This window comes from Streptomyces sp. MST-110588 (assembly GCF_022695595.1).
In the GTDB taxonomy this organism is placed as follows: Bacteria; Actinomycetota; Actinomycetes; order Streptomycetales; family Streptomycetaceae; genus Streptomyces.
The window spans coordinates 6,220,211-6,235,349 of the sequence record NZ_CP074380.1; the positions used below are offsets into that span (position 1 = coordinate 6,220,211).

The 15,139-nt window shown below is 70.4% G+C and carries 14 protein-coding genes and 1 riboswitch; of the genes, 11 read left to right on the forward strand and 3 right to left on the reverse strand.

Translation table 11 applies throughout. The annotated features are described in order from the left end of the window. Positions 1–81 precede the first annotated feature (81 nt). Positions 82–1,356, forward strand: a complete 1,275-nt coding sequence (locus tag KGS77_RS27320; RefSeq protein WP_242585825.1) for an Ig-like domain-containing protein — start codon at positions 82–84, stop codon at positions 1,354–1,356. 43 nt (positions 1,357–1,399) lie between these two features. Here the strand turns inward: KGS77_RS27320 and KGS77_RS27325 are convergent, their stop codons facing one another. Continuing rightward, complete coding sequence (locus tag KGS77_RS27325; protein WP_242585826.1) at positions 1,400–1,801, reverse strand: hypothetical protein; 402 nt, start codon at positions 1,799–1,801, stop codon at positions 1,400–1,402. Positions 1,802–2,102: 301 nt separating this feature from the next. On the opposite strand from KGS77_RS27325, the gene KGS77_RS27330 reads away from it, so the two are divergent. The 6 genes from KGS77_RS27330 to KGS77_RS27355 all read left to right on the forward strand — a co-directional run bounded on the left by KGS77_RS27330 (position 2,103) and on the right by KGS77_RS27355 (position 9,319). Continuing rightward, a complete protein-coding gene (locus KGS77_RS27330; protein ID WP_242585827.1) occupies positions 2,103–2,723 on the forward strand; it encodes a heme-copper oxidase subunit III in 621 nt (206 codons plus the stop codon). A gap of 79 nt (positions 2,724–2,802) precedes the next feature. After that, complete coding sequence (locus tag KGS77_RS27335) at positions 2,803–3,612, forward strand: c-type cytochrome (protein WP_242585828.1); 810 nt, start codon at positions 2,803–2,805, stop codon at positions 3,610–3,612. Beyond that, entirely contained in the window at positions 3,609–4,673 is a 1,065-nt protein-coding gene (locus KGS77_RS27340; protein WP_242585829.1) for a Rieske (2Fe-2S) protein, read from the forward strand. The genes KGS77_RS27335 and KGS77_RS27340 overlap by 4 nt, the downstream gene beginning before the upstream one ends. Then, the gene (locus tag KGS77_RS27345; RefSeq protein WP_242585830.1) at positions 4,670–6,307 is read left to right on the forward strand and encodes a ubiquinol-cytochrome c reductase cytochrome b subunit; all 1,638 of its coding nucleotides are present in this window, start codon (positions 4,670–4,672) and stop codon (positions 6,305–6,307) included. Before KGS77_RS27340 ends, KGS77_RS27345 begins: the two co-directional genes overlap by 4 nt. Before the next feature lie 137 nt (positions 6,308–6,444). Further along, the gene (gene trpD, locus KGS77_RS27350; RefSeq protein WP_242585831.1) at positions 6,445–7,509 is read left to right on the forward strand and encodes an anthranilate phosphoribosyltransferase; all 1,065 of its coding nucleotides are present in this window, start codon (positions 6,445–6,447) and stop codon (positions 7,507–7,509) included. Positions 7,510–7,603: 94 nt separating this feature from the next. Continuing rightward, positions 7,604–7,720: riboswitch (SAM riboswitch) on the forward strand. A 180-nt stretch (positions 7,721–7,900) separates the two neighbouring features. After that, complete coding sequence (locus KGS77_RS27355) at positions 7,901–9,319, forward strand: aminotransferase class V-fold PLP-dependent enzyme (RefSeq protein ID WP_242585832.1); 1,419 nt, start codon at positions 7,901–7,903, stop codon at positions 9,317–9,319. Positions 9,320–9,396: 77 nt separating this feature from the next. Here the strand turns inward: KGS77_RS27355 and KGS77_RS27360 are convergent, their stop codons facing one another. Then, complete coding sequence (locus KGS77_RS27360) at positions 9,397–9,678, reverse strand: Lrp/AsnC ligand binding domain-containing protein (protein ID WP_242585833.1); 282 nt, start codon at positions 9,676–9,678, stop codon at positions 9,397–9,399. Further along, positions 9,675–10,382 carry a rhomboid family intramembrane serine protease gene (locus tag KGS77_RS27365; protein WP_242587715.1) on the reverse strand — a complete coding sequence of 236 codons (708 nt, stop codon included), beginning with the start codon at positions 10,380–10,382 and terminating at the stop codon, positions 9,675–9,677. Before KGS77_RS27365 ends, KGS77_RS27360 begins: the two co-directional genes overlap by 4 nt. A gap of 319 nt (positions 10,383–10,701) precedes the next feature. Between KGS77_RS27365 and KGS77_RS27370 the strand changes: the two genes are divergently transcribed. The 4 genes from KGS77_RS27370 to KGS77_RS27385 all read left to right on the forward strand — a co-directional run bounded on the left by KGS77_RS27370 (position 10,702) and on the right by KGS77_RS27385 (position 15,113). Further along, a complete protein-coding gene (locus tag KGS77_RS27370) occupies positions 10,702–10,941 on the forward strand; it encodes a hypothetical protein (protein ID WP_242585834.1) in 240 nt (79 codons plus the stop codon). A 30-nt stretch (positions 10,942–10,971) separates the two neighbouring features. After that, a complete protein-coding gene (locus tag KGS77_RS27375) occupies positions 10,972–12,348 on the forward strand; it encodes an NYN domain-containing protein (protein ID WP_242585835.1) in 1,377 nt (458 codons plus the stop codon). 326 nt (positions 12,349–12,674) lie between these two features. Next, positions 12,675–13,730, forward strand: coding sequence for a C40 family peptidase (locus KGS77_RS27380; RefSeq protein WP_242585836.1), 1,056 nt, complete (start codon positions 12,675–12,677; stop codon positions 13,728–13,730). A gap of 348 nt (positions 13,731–14,078) precedes the next feature. Further along, positions 14,079–15,113, forward strand: a complete 1,035-nt coding sequence (locus KGS77_RS27385; RefSeq protein ID WP_242585837.1) for a C40 family peptidase — start codon at positions 14,079–14,081, stop codon at positions 15,111–15,113. Positions 15,114–15,139 lie beyond the last annotated feature (26 nt).

The following is a 15,139-nucleotide window of genomic DNA, read 5'->3' on the forward strand; positions in this document are numbered from 1 at the left end:
GACACCTCCACAGGTGTCCGGGCCCGCCCGTTTGCAGTCCTCCAGCGCGCTGGAGCTGACAGTTCTTCATACTTTTAGGGCATGAGTCACAGACCACGAACCCGGACGGTGCGCTGCTGCGCCCTCCTGCTGGCACCTTTGGCGGTGGCCGCGACCGCCTGCCAAGGCTCGTTGTCGGACCCGCTCGCCGCCAAGCCCTACGACGCGGCCGAGCAGGTCTCGGCCAACGCCTCCGGCACCCACAAGGTGGACCCCAACAAGCCGCTGGAGATCACCGCCACCGACGACGAGGCACGGATCACGGACGTCACGGCGACCGACGCCGCCGGCCGCTACATCAACGGCGAACTCTCCGTCGACGGCAAGAAATGGCGCACCACCCTCCCGCTGGCGGCCGGCACCCGCTACACCGTCCGGGTGAGCACCGAGGACGAGGACGGCCTGCCCGGCCGCAAGACGCTCCAGGTCGACACCGCGGACTCCGACAACCGGCTGCGCGTCAAGTTCGGTCCCGAAAGCGGCACGTACGGGGTCGGGCAGCCCATCACGGCCGAACTGAGCAAGCAGATCCAGGACCCCAAGGCGCGCGCCGTCGTCGAACGCTCCCTGAAGGTCGAGTCCACGCCGCGCGTGGAGGGCTCCTGGCACTGGGTGGACGGCAAGTCGCTGCACTTCCGGCCGCGCGAGTACTGGCCCGCCCACGCCTCCATCGACGTCCACAGCACGCTGGAGGGCCTGAAGGTCTCCAAGGAGCTGTACGGGGGCCCCGCCAACCCCGTCAAGCTCCGTACGGGGGACCGGGTCGAGGCCGTCACCGACGCGGCGGCCCACTACATGACGGTCACCCGTAACGGTGAGCAGATCAACTCCATCCCCGTCACCACCGGCAAGCCCGGCTACTCCACCCGCAACGGCACCAAGGTGGTCCTGGGCAAGGAGGGGTTCGTCCGGATGCGCGGCACCAGCATCGGCATCCCCTCAGGGAGTTCGGACGCCTACGACCTGCCGGTCTACTGGGCCACCCGGGTCACCTGGAGCGGCGAGTACGTGCACGCCGCGCCCTGGTCCGTACGCTCCCAGGGCGCCGACAACGTCAGCCACGGATGCACCGGCATGTCCACCGACAACGCCAAGTGGTTCTTCGACACCGTACGCGTCGGTGACATCGTCAAGGTCATCAACAGCGGCGGCGAGACCATGACCCCCTTCGACAACGGGTTCGGCGACTGGAACATGTCGTGGGAGGAATGGCGCAAGGGCAGTGCGCTGGGCGGAGACGAAGGGGCCGGTACGGGGGCGCGCAGCGAGCAGCGGCCGGGACCCGCCGATGCGGCCCGGCTGCGCCCCCAGGTCTGAAGGCTCCTCACCGGGCCGGCCGACGAGCGGCCCAGCGGCCTTCTCAGGCCCCCGTGAGGAGCCTTCGGCGCATCAGGGCGGCCAGGGCGTCCGCGAAGGCCACCGGGTCCACAGGGTGCGGCACAGCGGCGTCCGCGCGGCTCCACGTGGCCAGCCAGGCGTCCTGCGGACGGCCGATGAGCAGCAGCACGGGCGGACAGCGGAAGATCTCGTCCTTGATCTGCCGGCAGACCCCCATGCCGCCGGCCGGCGCGGTCTCCCCGTCCAGCACGCACACATCGATCCCGCCCTGCTCCAGGGCCTCCAGGACGGCGGGCAGGGTCGCGCACTCCACGATCTCCACCGGCGGCACATCGGCGGCGGGACGGTGCCCGGCCGCGAGCCGGACCTGCTCCCGGGTCCGCGCGTTGTCGCTGTAGACCAGCACCGTGGCAGTCGCCTGCATCGTCGTTCCTCCACGCATCTCGGCAGCACAGCTCGGAGCGGGGCCGTACCCGGCCACCGCCGGGAGGCGTCCTTCGCGCGGATGCTACTCCCAGGGCGGCGGCGCGCAGGAGGGGTCGTACGGATCCAAGATCTGCCCGACTGCCCGTCAGAACCGGCCCCGAAGCCGGGGTCAGGGGCCCGGACCGGGCACGATTCCTCCCTTCGGACGAGCCCCGGAATGGGCCGTACGAGCAGGGCACACGCCCTTGACACACCGAACGGCACCCCCCGGAGTGAGGGCGGGATAAGGGACCGACATAATGTCGGTCGTGGCGACAGCAACGACAGTAGAAACCGGGCACGCGCACCCGTCGGTCAATCGGCCGAACCTCACCAGCGTCGGAACCATCATCTGGCTGAGTTCCGAGCTGATGTTCTTCGCGGCCCTCTTCGCGATGTACTTCACCCTCCGATCGGTGACCGGGGCCGAGTATTGGAAGGAATCCGCCGATGCGCTGAATCTTCCGTTCTCCGCGACGAACACCACGATCCTGGTGCTCAGCTCCCTGACCTGTCAGCTCGGTGTCTTCGCCGCCGAGCGTGGCGACGTCAAGAAGCTGCGGACCTGGTTCGTGATCACCTTCATCATGGGTGCGATCTTCATCGGCGGACAGGTCTTCGAGTACACCGATCTGGTCAAGGAAGAGGGCCTCTCGCTCTCGTCCGGTCCCTACGGCTCGGTGTTCTACCTGACCACCGGGTTCCACGGACTGCACGTGACAGGCGGCCTGATCGCCTTCCTGCTGGTCCTGGGCAGGACGTACGCGGCCAAGAGGTTCACCCACGAACAGGCCACCGCGGCCATCGTCGTGTCCTACTACTGGCACTTCGTCGATGTCGTCTGGATCGGCCTCTTCGCCACGATCTACCTGATCCGGTAACCGGTCCCGTACCGGAACCGCACATCAGACAGACATAGCCAAAGCATCGACGCAGAAGATCCTGACACCGGGGTAATCCGTGAAAAAGCTCTCCGCACGACGGCGCCATCCGCTGGCGGCGCTCGTCGTCCTACTCTTCGCGCTGGCGGTCACTGGGGGGCTGTACGCGGCGTTCGCGCCCGCGGACAAGGCTCAGGCCGACGACACCGCCCAGTCCCTTGCCATCAAGGAGGGCAAGAAGCTCTTCGCCGTGGGCTGCGCAAGCTGCCATGGTCAGGGCGGTCAGGGCACCACTGACGGCCCGCCCCTGGTCGGCGTGGGCGCAGCCGCGGTCGACTTCCAGGTCGGCACCGGCCGGATGCCGGCGCAGCAGCCCGGTGCCCAGGTGCCGCGGAAGAAGAACATCTACAGCCAGGACCAGATCAACCAGCTCGCGGCGTACGTGGCGTCGCTGGGCGCCGGTCCGAGTGTGCCCGCCGCGTCGCAGTACAGCCCCGAGAACGCCGACATCGGCAAGGGCGGCGAGCTGTTCCGTACCAACTGCGCGCAGTGCCACAACTTCACCGGTAAGGGCGGCGCCCTGACCAACGGCAAGTTCGCACCGACGCTTGAGGACGTCAAGCCCAAGCACATCTACGAGGCCATGGAAACCGGCCCGCAGAACATGCCTTCCTTCGGCGACGGCACCCTGTCGGCGCAGAACAAGAAGGACATCGTCGCCTACCTCGGCGCGGTCAACGGTGAGGACACCCCCAGCCCCGGTGGTATGGAGCTCGGTGGTCTCGGACCGGTCAGCGAGGGTCTCTTCGGCTGGATCGCCGGCATGGGCGCGCTGATCGCGGTCGCCATCTGGGTCGCAGCCCGGACTACGAAGGCCAAGAAGTCATGAGTCAGACTGGACCACACAACGACGTGGCAGAACACAACCTCCCCAGTGAGCGGGACGCGGCACACGGCTCCGCGGTGGACACCGCGGACAACCCGTTCGCCGACCCGGGGCTGCCGCCCCACGAGCACCGTGCGCAGGACAACGACGAGCGGGCCGCCAAGCGTTCCGAGCGTGTGGTCGCCTTCCTGTTCACCCTGTCGATGCTCGCGACGATCGGCTTCATCGCCTCGTACGTGATCTTCCCGATCGACAAGATCGTCTACATCTGGCCGTTCGGTCACGTCAGCGCGCTGAACTTCTCGCTCGGCCTGACGCTCGGTGTGGCGCTCTTCTGCATCGGCGCCGGCGCGGTCCACTGGGCCCGTACGCTGATGTCGGACGAGGAGGTCGCCGACGAGCGTCACCCGATCGAGGCGAGCCCCGAGGTCAAGGCCAAGGTCATGGAGGACTTCGCGCAGGGCGCGAAGGAGTCCGCGATCGGCCGGCGCAAGCTGATCCGCAACACCATGTTCGGCGCGCTGGCCCTGGTGCCGCTCTCCGGTGTGGTGCTGCTGCGCGACCTGGGTCCGCTGCCGGAGAAGAAGCTGCGCACCACGAGCTGGAAGAAGGGCGTCCGGCTGGTCAACCAGTCCACCAACCTCCCGCTGCGTCCCGAGGACATCGCGGTCGGCTCGCTGACCTTCGCCAAGCCCGAGGGCCTGGAGGAGGACGATCACGAGTTCCACTCGAAGATCGCCAAGGATGCCCTGATGCTCGTCCGGCTCCAGCCGGAGAACATCAAGGACAAGCAGGAACTGGACTGGTCGCACGAAGGCATCGTGGCCTTCTCCAAGATCTGCACCCACGTCGGCTGCCCGATCAGCCTGTACGAGCAGCAGACGCACCACGTGCTGTGCCCGTGCCACCAGTCGACCTTCGACCTCGCTGACGGCGGTCGCGTGATCTTCGGCCCGGCCGGTCACGCCCTGCCCCAGCTCCACATCACGGTGAAGGACGGCTTCCTTGAGGCCGTAAGCGACTTCGCGGAGCCCGTCGGCCCGAGCTTCTGGGAGCGCGGATGAGTAACGAAACGAGTGCGACCACCACGCGCCGCGGCCAGGCGCCGCGGGGTGAGCGGATCGCCGACTGGGCGGACGGCCGGCTGGGCATCTACAGCCTCGCCAAGGCCAACATGCGCAAGATCTTCCCGGACCACTGGTCCTTCATGCTGGGTGAGGTCTGCCTCTACACGTTCATCATCATCATCCTGACCGGTGTCTACCTGACGCTGTTCTTCCACCCGAGCATGGCCGAGGTGACCTACCACGGCTCGTACGTGCCCATGCACGGGATCAGGATGACCCAGGCGTTCGAGTCGACGCTGGACATCAGCTTCGACGTCCGCGGCGGTCTGCTCATCCGGCAGATCCACCACTGGGCGGCCGTGGTCTTCCTCGCGGCGATGATGATCCACATGATGCGGGTGTTCTTCACCGGCGCCTTCCGCAAGCCGCGTGAGGTCAACTGGCTCTTCGGCTTCCTGCTGCTGGTGCTCGGCATGTTCACCGGCTTCACCGGTTACTCGCTGCCGGACGACCTGCTCTCGGGCACCGGTGTCCGGTTCATCGAAGGTGTCATCCTGGCGATGCCGCTGGTCGGCTCGTACCTGCAGATGTTCATCTTCGGCGGGGAGTTCCCGGGGCACGACATCATCCCCAGGTTCTTCACCATCCACGTGCTGCTGCTGCCCGGCATCATGCTGGGCCTGCTGGTGGCGCACCTGATCCTGGTCTTCTACCACAAGCACACGCAGTTCCCGGGTGCCGGCAAGACCAACAACAACGTGGTCGGCATGCCGCTGCTGCCGGTCTACATGGCCAAGGCCGGTGGCTTCTTCTTCCTGGTCTTCGGCGTCATCTCGGTGCTCGCTGCGGTCGCCAGCATCAACCCGGTGTGGGCCATCGGTCCCTACCGGCCCGACCAGGTCTCCACCGGCGCCCAGCCCGACTGGTACATGGGCTTCGCCGAGGGTCTGATCCGTGTCATGCCCGGCTGGGAGTGGAACTTCTGGGGCCACACCATCAACTTCGGTGTGCTGATCCCGATCCTGATCTTCCCGCTGGTGCTGGTCGCGATCGCGGTCTACCCCTTCGTGGAGTCCTGGGTCACCGGTGACAAGCGCGAGCACCACATCCTGGACCGCCCGCGCAACGTGCCGACCCGTACGGGCTTCGGTGTGGCCTGGCTGACCGCGTACTTCATCATGCTCATCGGTGGTGGAAACGACCTGTGGGCCACCCACTTCCACATGTCGATCAACGCGATCACCTGGTTCGTGCGGATCGGGTTCTTCGTGGGCCCGGTGATCGCCTTCATCGTGACCAAGCGGATCTGCCTGGGTCTGCAGCGGCGCGACCGCGACAAGGTGCTGCACGGCCGGGAGACCGGCATCATCAAGCGTCTGCCGCACGGTGAGTTCATCGAGGTGCACGAGCCGCTGCGGCAGGAGCAGCTCCACACGCTCACCCAGCACGAGCAGCCCAAGCCGCTGGACCTCGGCCCCGAGGTCGACGAGAACGGCGTGGAGCGCAAGATCAAGCGCACGCAGAAGCTGCGGGCCAAGCTCTCGAAGGGTTACTACGGCGAGGACAACGTCATCCCGAAGCCGACCGTCGAGGAGTACAAGGAGATCACCAGCGGCCACGGCCACCACTGATCTCCCCGCGCCCTACGGGGCGCAGCAGTAAGTACGCCACCCTGAGGGCCCCGTCCGAACCCCGGACGGGGCCCTTCGGCGTGCGCGGGGCCGGATAGGGTTGCCGCACGCAGGAGACGACCCCAGGAGCGTGGACCATGAACGTCGTGACCCCGGCAGGCGGCGGCAGCGTGGCGGTCCGCACCTGGCCGGACGTGCTCAACACCCTGCTGGAGGGGCGGGACCTGGCCGCCGACGACACCGCGTGGGCCATGGACCGCATCATGCGCGGCGAGGCCAGTGACGCGCAGATCGCCGGGTTCGCGGTGGCGCTGCGGGCCAAGGGCGAGACGGTGGCGGAGATCTCCGGGCTCGTACGGGCCATGTACGGGCACGCGAACCTGATCGAGGTGCCCGGTCCGAGCGTGGACATCGTGGGGACCGGCGGGGACGGCGCCAAGACCGTCAACATCTCCACCATGTCCTCGATCGTGGTGGCGGGGACCGGGGCGAAGGTCGTCAAGCACGGCAACCGCGCGGCCTCCTCGGCCAGCGGCGCCTCCGACGTACTGGAAAAGCTGGGCGTCAATCTGGACCTGACGCCCCGGCGGGTGGTCCAGGTCGCCGCCGAGGCCGGCATCACCTTCTGCTTCGCCGTCAAGTTCCACCCCGCGCTGCGGCACGTGGCCGCCGCCCGGCGGGAGCTGGGGATCAGGACGACCTTCAACGTCCTGGGTCCGCTGACCAATCCGGCCAAGGTGACGGCCCAGGCGACCGGGGTCGCCGACGCCCGGATGGCGCCCATCCTGGCCGGGGTGCTCGCCGAGCGCGGCTCCAGCGCACTGGTCTTCCGGGGGGACGACGGGCTGGACGAGCTGACGACGACGGCGACCTCCAAGGTGTGGGTGGTGCGCGACGGCGCCGTACGGGAGGAGTCCTTCGACCCGCGGGACGTGGGGATCGACCTGGTGCCGGTGGAGGCGCTGCGCGGCGCGGACGCCTCGTACAACGCGGACGTGGCGCGGCGGCTGCTGGCGGGCGAGCGGGGGCCCGTACGGGACGCGGTGCTGCTGAACTCGGCGGCGGCGCTGGTCGCGCTCGAACCGGCGGACGGGCCGCTGACCGGGCAGCTCGCGGCGGGCATGGCCAGGGCGGCGGAATCGATCGACTCGGGAGCGGCCCGGCGGGCACTGGAGCGCTGGGTGGCCGCCAGCAACGCGTGAGTGTGCCGCCGCCCGTGGGGCGAGCGGGGCCGGGGCCCGTCCGGGATGCGGACGGGCCTTGCGCCTTCTTGATCGTGTGGCATGATGCTGAACAGGTCACGAGTGACAGCGAACAGGCCCCGGCCCGCTGTCCGGCAACCCTCCGTCCGTGGCGGGGTGCCCCGGGTGATGACCAGGTCGCAGGCAGCGAGGTCTGCGGCAAGCGCGGATCCCTCGCCAGGGATCCTGGTCCTTGAGGGAGTCCTCCTGTGATGCAGCGAATGCGCTAGGGCCTCCGGCCCCGTTTCCCGTTTCTCCTTATCCCCTTTTTCTCTTTTCGCCGCTGCCGGCCCACCCCGCTTCCGCGTGCCTGCCCAGCGGCGAAGCAGCCCTGCCTTCACGGGAGTTCGCCATGCCTGTTTCCGCTGCCGCCACCGACGCCGACGTCCGCGCTCCGCTGCCCGTGCTCGGGCGGGACGTCCTGGTCCCGCTGGTCACCGGCGGCGAGGTGGAGTACGCGGCGCTGGACGTCGCCGCCAGTGCCCCGGCGCTCCAGCGGGTCTGGGACGAGGTGGCCGCGTACGCCCCGTACTACGGCAGTGTGCACCGCGGGGCCGGGTACCTCTCGCAGCTCTCCACCGACCTGTTCGAGAACAGCCGCGCGGAGGTCGCCCGGTTCCTCGGCTGCCGCCCCGACGATCAGGTGATCTTCACCCGTTCGACGACCGACTCGCTGAACCTGCTGGCCACCGCCCTGCCCCGGGACGCCCGGGTCTTCGTCTTCGAGACCGAGCACCACGCCGCGCTGCTGCCCTGGGGGCGGCGCGCGGACGTCCGGGTGGACTGCCTGGACGCGCCGCGCAGCCCGCGGGAGGCGGTGGAGACGCTGGAGAAGGCGCTGGCGGCGCGCGATCCGTACGGCACCGCTCTGGTGTGTGTGACGGGCGCCTCGAACGTGACCGGTGAGCTGTGGCCCGTACAGGAGCTGGCAGCGGCGGCGCACGCGCACGGCGCGCGGATCGTGCTGGACGCGGCCCAACTGGCGCCGCACCACCCCCTGGACATCGCCGCGCTGGACGTGGACTGGGTGGCCTTCTCCGGGCACAAGCTGTACGCCCCGTTCGGCGCGGGCGTGCTGGCCGGCCGCGCGGACTGGCTCCAGGAGGCCGAACCGTACCTCGCGGGCGGCGGCGCCAGCCGTACGGTCACCCGGCGCCCGGACGGCGGCGTGGATGTCCGGTGGCACACCACCGCCGCCCGGCACGAGGCCGGCTCACCGAACGTCATCGGCGTCCACGCCGTCGCCGCCGCCTGCCGGACGCTGACCGAAGCGGGCTTCGAGGGCCTCCTCGCCCGCGAGCAGCGGCTGGTGGAGCGGGTGCGGCAGGGGCTGGCGCGGGTGCCCGGCGTGCGGGTGCTGTCGCTGTTCGGGGACGACGCCCCGCGGGTGGGTGTCCTGTCCTTCGTCGTGGAGGGCTGGCACAGCGGGCACCTGGCGGCGGCGCTCTCGGCGGAGTACGGGATCGGGGTGCGCGACGGGCTGTTCTGCGCGCATCCGCTCGTACGGATCCTGCTGGGGGGCGCGCCCGGGGAGCCGGCGCAGTGCGGTGCGCCGGCGCCGGATGCCGCAGCCGCCGCAGCGGACACGGCGGGTCCGGGGGCCTCGCTCGACGCGGTACGGGTCAGCTTCGGCGCCGGCACCCCGGACGAGCACGTGGAGCGGTTCCTGCGCGCCGTACAGGAGCTGGTGAGCGACGGCGCCCGGTGGAACTACCGCACCGTGGACGGGCGCTGCGTGCCGGACACCGCCGCGGTCGCCTCCTCGGCCTGAGCGGGCGGGCGGCACAGCCGGGCATCCGGACGGCCGGGCCCGGCGGCGGGGACCCGGAAGCGGCTCAGGAACGTGCCTCAGGAGTCCAGGCCGATGGCGAAGGCCGCCTCCAGGTCGTGCTGGGAGTACGTACGGAAGGCGATGTGGGTCTCCGTGGCGGCCACCCCCGGCACCTTGCTGATCCGGCCGGGGATGACCTCGGCCAGGTCGTCGTGGCGGGCCACCCGCACCATCGCGATCAGGTCGTGCGCGCCGGTGACCGAGTAGACCTCGCTGACGCCCTCCAGCGCGGCGATCTTCTCCGCGATCTCCGGAATCCGGTCCACGCTGGTCTTGATGAGCACGATCGCGGTGATCACGGCTGGCTCTCTCCCTCGGTCGCCTGTTCCTGCGGGCCCACCCTACCGGGGGCGTCCGCTGCCTTTGCCGCCGGAACGTACCTCCTGCGGTAGCGCACCCACGCGTACGTGAACCCCAGCGCGAAGCCCACGACGTGCGCGAGGTAGGCCACGCCGGGCCCGGTGGGGTCGCGCTGGGCCGCCATCCACTGGAGGAAGAACCAGAAGAGCAGCACGATCCAGGCGGGGAAGCGCAGCGGCAGGAAGAACAGGAACGGGTAGAGGCTGGTGACCCGTGCCCGGGGGAAGAGATACAAGAAGGCCCCCAGGACCCCGGAGATGGAGCCGGAGGCGCCGACCAGGGTCTGGCCCGACGCGGCGTGCGCGGCGGCGTAGCCCAGCAGCGCCAGGTAGCCGGTCAGGACGTAGAAGGCCGCGAAGGCAACCCGGCCCATCCGCGCCTCGGCCATGCCGCCGAAGACGTGGAGGAAGAGGATGTTGCCCAGCAGGTGCAGCCAGCTCCCGTGGACGAACAGCGCGGTCAGCGGGGTGATCAGGGCCCGCGGGTCGCCGCTCCACAGGTCGCGGGGGATCACGCCCCAGTGGGCGAAGTACGCGGTCTGGGCCTGCAGCAGGGCGCCGGGGTCGGTGGGGGACCCGTTCAGGCCCGAGGCGGGGCCCATGACGAAGACGACGCAGCAGACGGCGATCAGGACATTGGTCATCCTGGAGAACGCGGCCCGGATCTGACGCGGCGACCGGGGAAAGAGGGAGGACAGCGAGGACAGCGACGGGACCGTCATGAAGTGATCATGGCGCAATAGGGCCAATCGGGACAGAGCGCCTCGCCGCGTCCCGCGTCGCGGGCGGGGCCCGCACCCGGGCACCACCAGGCCGTAGGGTAACGGGCAGAACCTCGCGTACTTCTTTGTTCACGTACTCCCGCAGTCCGACGGCGCACCGCGTGGAAGCACGGGGACAACAGAGACACAGCACGGGCACCAGTTCGACGAGCGCGACGAAACGACGAAAGAGGGCGACACCATGGCTGTTCCCCCGCCGACGGATCAGACCCGGTGGCGCTGCACCCTGTGCGGCAACCTCACGCGTTTCGACGTCACGCGCCGCTCCCAGGTCGTGGAGTACGTGCACCTCGACCTGGCCGGGGAGGCCAAGGTGGAGGAGCGCGAGGTCCTCAGTGAGAGCATCGAGTCCGTTCGCTGCCGCTGGTGCGACGCGGTCGACCGGATCGAACTGGTCGCGCGGCCGGGCGCGAGCGCCTGAGACAGCGCCAGAGATCGGAGCGACGCAGCAGTGGTGGAACGTCCAGATGGGCAGACGGGGGCGGGGCACGACGCCGAGGCCGGTGCGGCCGAGGCCGACGAGGTGCTCGACCGGCCGCTGCCCGAGGGCGTACGGCGCCGGGTCGTGGCGCTGACCGCGGAATCCTTCGGCGGCCTGACGGTCGCCGAACTTCCGCCGCCGTTGCGGCAGTATGCCCGGTTCACCCCCTCCCGCCGGGCGAAGTTCGCGGGCAACGCCATGGCGGCGGCGCTGGAGGGCGACGCGGTCTTCCGGCAGCGGATCGCCGGCCGGGTCCGCCTGGCCCACCCGGAGCTGGCCGAGGCGCTGGACAACGGCACCCCGCCCGCCGCCGCCGACCCCCTGGACGTCGCGGCGGCGGCTTATGTGCTGCGCCCGCAGGGGTGGGTCAAGCTCGTCGAGGCGGCGGGCGAGGAGGCCCAGCGGGCGAGCGCCGAGCGGGCGGGCGAGGAGGCCGAGCGCGAGCTGTCCCGGCTCCGGGAGGAGCTGGCGCAGGCGCGCGCCCAGGCCCGTACGGACGCCGAGCGGACCCGCGGGGACCTGGAGACGCTGCGCAGGGAGAACGAGGCGCTGCGGCGCAAGCTGCGCAGTGCGCTGAACGACGTACGGCGCGGTGAGGCGGCGGTACGCAAGACCGAGGCCGAGCTGGAGTCCGTACGGGCCGCCGCGGCGGCGGAGAAGACGAGCGCGGACAGCGAGGTACGGCGGCTCAAGGCCCGGGTCGCGGAGGCCGAGGCGGTCCTGGAGACCGGCCGGCGGGCCGCCCGCGAGGGGCGCAGCGTGGAGGACATGCGGCTGCGGCTGCTGCTGGACACGGTCCTGGACGCGGCACAGGGGCTGCGCCGCGAACTGGCGCTGCCGCCCGCCAGCATGCACCCGGCGGACACCGTCGACGCGGTGACGCCGGGCAAGATGACGCCCAAGGACATCGCCACCCGCGCCCTGTCCGAGACCGACCCGGCGCTGCTGGACCAGCTTCTGGCCCTGCCGCAGGCCCACTTGGTCGTCGACGGCTACAACGTGACCAAGACCGGCTATCCCACGATGCCGCTGGACAAGCAGCGGCTGCGGCTGCTGGGGGGACTGGCGGTACTGGCCGCGCAGACGGGCGCGGAGATGACGTGCGTCTTCGACGGCGCGGAGCTGGCGGCGCCGGTGCTGCTCGCGCCGCCGCGCGGGGTGCGGGTGCTGTTCAGTAAACCGGGTGTGACGGCGGACGAGTTGATCCGCCAGCTCGTACGGGCCGAGCCGCCCGGCCGCCCGGTGGTCGTGGTCTCCACGGACCGCGAGGTGGCGGACGGGGTGGCCAAGGCGGGGGCGCGGCCGGTCGCATCGGCCCTGCTGCTCAAGCGGCTTGCCCGTACCTGACGCGCACGCGGACGGAGGCGGGATGTGCGTACGGGGGGGCGCGTGCGGCGCGTACCGGAATCCGATGTTTCGTATCTGAGCGTCAAATGTCCGTTACTGCCAGTGTGCTGTTGGTAAAGGATGGGGCTCCTGACGCAGATTTTTCTCCTGAGGATTTGAAGGGATCACAACTCGGTTACTAAGGTCATGCCTCAATCCTTCATGCAGGTGATCGTCCACCCGGGACGAACAGTGAAGGAACCGCCGAGTCCGCGCCGTTCACGCGGAGCCGGGGTCTTGCCACCCCCTTCCCGGTAGGCGGCTGGAGGAAGAAGGAGCTCGCCTTCGTGGCGTCCCACCGTCGACCCAAGCAGCCGAGCCGTACTCGGGTGACCGTGCTCACCGCGACCGCCGCCGCGGCCGTCGCCCTCTCGTCCCAGGCCGCCCAGGCCGCCCCGAAGCCGACGAAGCAGGACGTCAAGACCGAGGTCGACAAGCTCTACGAGCAGGCGGAGCAGGCCACCGAGAAGTACAACGCGGCCAAGGAGAACCAGGAGAAGCTGCAGAAGGAGGTCGACGGCCTCCAGGACAAGGTCGCCCGTGGCCAGGGCGAGCTCAACCAGCTCCGCAAGAGCCTGGGCGAGGTCGCCTCCGGCCAGTACCGCAGCGGCAGCATCGACCCCTCCGTCCAGCTCTTCCTCTCCGGCGACCCGGACACCTACCTGGACAAGGCCGCCACGCTGGACCAGTTGAGCGGTCAGCAGGCCGACCAGCTCAAGACCATCGCGGACAAGCAGCGCCAACTCGCCCAGCAGCGCCAGGAAGCCGCGAGCAAGATCAAGGACCTCACCGACACGCGCGAGGCGCTGGGTGAGAAGAAGGACGAGATCAAGGGCAAGCTCGCCAAGGCCCAGGAACTGCTGAACTCCCTCACCGCCAAGGAGCGCGCCGAGATCCAGGCCAAGGAGAAGGCCGCGCAGCAGAAGGACGCGCAGCGGGCCAGCCGTGGCGCCGGCGGCGGGGAGCGGCCCGACCTGGGCAAGGACGCGCCCGAGTCGGGGCGGGCCGCCGCCGCGCTCGCCGCCGCCCAGTCCAAGATAGGTTCGCCGTACGTCTGGGGCGCCACCGGCCCGTCCTCCTTCGACTGCTCGGGCCTGACCTCCTGGGCCTACCAGCAGGCCGGCCAGTCGCTGCCGCGCACCTCCCAGGCCCAGGCCAACGCGGGCACCCGCCTGAGCATGAGCCAGCTCAAGCCGGGCGACCTGGTGCTCTTCTACGGCGACCTGCACCACATAGGTCTGTACGCCGGCAACGGCACGGTCCTGCACGCGCCGAAGCCGGGGGCCTCGGTGCGCTACGAGTCGATCAACAACATGCCCTTCCAGTTCGGCGTCCGCGTCTGAGCCTCTCAAGGGCCGCCGGGTGACCGTAGGAGAGTCCGGCTCGGCCGGAACCCGTACGAGACGTCCGATCCGACCGGGATCCTGTAGGAGAGTCCCGGTTCGACCGGAACCCGTAGAGAGGTCCGGCCCGACCGGAGCAGCCGCCCGATCGGGCGAATTGCGGCGCCCGCCGCTGACTTCCCGCCCCGCCGGTGACCTGCGCAGTCACCGGCGGGGCGGCTTTTTCCCCGGGTCCGGCGGTCTTTGGACGGGGTGTACCGGCGCCGTTACTGTCTGCCCTCGCAGCCGCCGGTCACCGACCGCCCGTCCCGGGCGGCAGGGGCTGCACGGAAGGGAGTGCGGCCTCAAGTGGCGTCCCATCGCCGTATCTCGCAGCCGGGCCTGGTCACCGTCACCAAGGTCACCGTCCTGTCCGCCGCCGCTGCCGGTGCCGCCGCGACGCTCACCGCCTCGCCGGCCGGCGCCGACCCCGGTCCTGCCGCCGCCGACGTCAGGACCCGCGTCGAGTCCCTGTACGAACAGGCGGAGGCGGCCACCGAGAAGTACAACGGCGCCCAGGAACGGACCAGGAAACTGCGCGCGGAAGTGGCGTCCCTCCAGGACCGTACGGCCCGCGGGCAGGAGCGCATCAACCGGATGCGCAACCGGCTCGGCGCCATCGCCGCGGCCCAGTACCGCTCGGGCGGCGTGGACCCGACGGTCGGCCTCATGCTCTCCGAGAAGCCGGCCGACTTCCTCGACAAGGCCACCGTCCTGGACCGGGTCAACGGCACCCAGGCCGATGAACTGCGCGAACTCCAGGGCGAGCAGCGGGTGCTGGAACAGCGGCGGCGCGAGACGGCCGCCCGGCTGCGGGAGCTGGAGATCAGCCGCAAGGAGGTCAGCCACCGCAAGCAGGACGTCGAGCACAAGCTCGCCACGGCACAGCGGCTGCTGAACGCGCTGTCCGGACCGGACCGCAAGGAGTACGACCGGGCCTCCCGCCAGGACGGACGCTCCGGCCCGCCACCGGCGCTCCCCGCCGCGCCGGCCGGCGCCGGGCGCAGCAGCGCGGCGGTCCGGGCGGCGCTCTCGGCCGTCGGCTCCCCGTACGCCTGGGGGCAGTCCGGGCCCTCGGCGTTCGACTGCTCGGGCCTGATGCAGTGGGCCTACGCCCGCGCCGGGGTGGCCCTGCCGCGTACGTCACAGGCCCAGCGGTTCGCGGGCCGGCGGATCTCGCTGGACCAGGCGCAGCCGGGCGACCTGGTGGTCTACCGCGACGACGCCAGCCATGTGGGGATGTATGTGGGCAACGGGCAGGTGGTGCACGCCCCGTACCCGGGCGCACGGGTGCGCCAGGACCCCGTCGGGATGATGCCGATCTCGTCCGTAACCCGACCCTGAGCGGTTCCACTCGCTCGCGGGGCGTG

Excerpts from the sequence above, each read along its gene's own strand:
- KGS77_RS27325 (WP_242585826.1), bottom strand. The coding sequence starts at position 1,801 with ATGCAGGCGACTGCCACGGTGCTGGTCTACAGCGACAACGCGCGGACC.
- KGS77_RS27345 (WP_242585830.1), top strand. The coding sequence starts at position 4,670 with ATGAGTAACGAAACGAGTGCGACCACCACGCGCCGCGGCCAGGCGCCG.
- KGS77_RS27355 (WP_242585832.1), top strand. The coding sequence starts at position 7,901 with ATGCCTGTTTCCGCTGCCGCCACCGACGCCGACGTCCGCGCTCCGCTG.
- trpD (WP_242585831.1), top strand. The coding sequence starts at position 6,445 with ATGAACGTCGTGACCCCGGCAGGCGGCGGCAGCGTGGCGGTCCGCACC.
- KGS77_RS27340 (WP_242585829.1), top strand. The coding sequence starts at position 3,609 with ATGAGTCAGACTGGACCACACAACGACGTGGCAGAACACAACCTCCCC.
- KGS77_RS27320 (WP_242585825.1), top strand. The coding sequence starts at position 82 with ATGAGTCACAGACCACGAACCCGGACGGTGCGCTGCTGCGCCCTCCTG.
- KGS77_RS27370 (WP_242585834.1), top strand. The coding sequence starts at position 10,702 with ATGGCTGTTCCCCCGCCGACGGATCAGACCCGGTGGCGCTGCACCCTG.
- KGS77_RS27330 (WP_242585827.1), top strand. The coding sequence starts at position 2,103 with ATGTCGGTCGTGGCGACAGCAACGACAGTAGAAACCGGGCACGCGCAC.
- KGS77_RS27365 (WP_242587715.1), bottom strand. The coding sequence starts at position 10,382 with ATGACCAATGTCCTGATCGCCGTCTGCTGCGTCGTCTTCGTCATGGGC.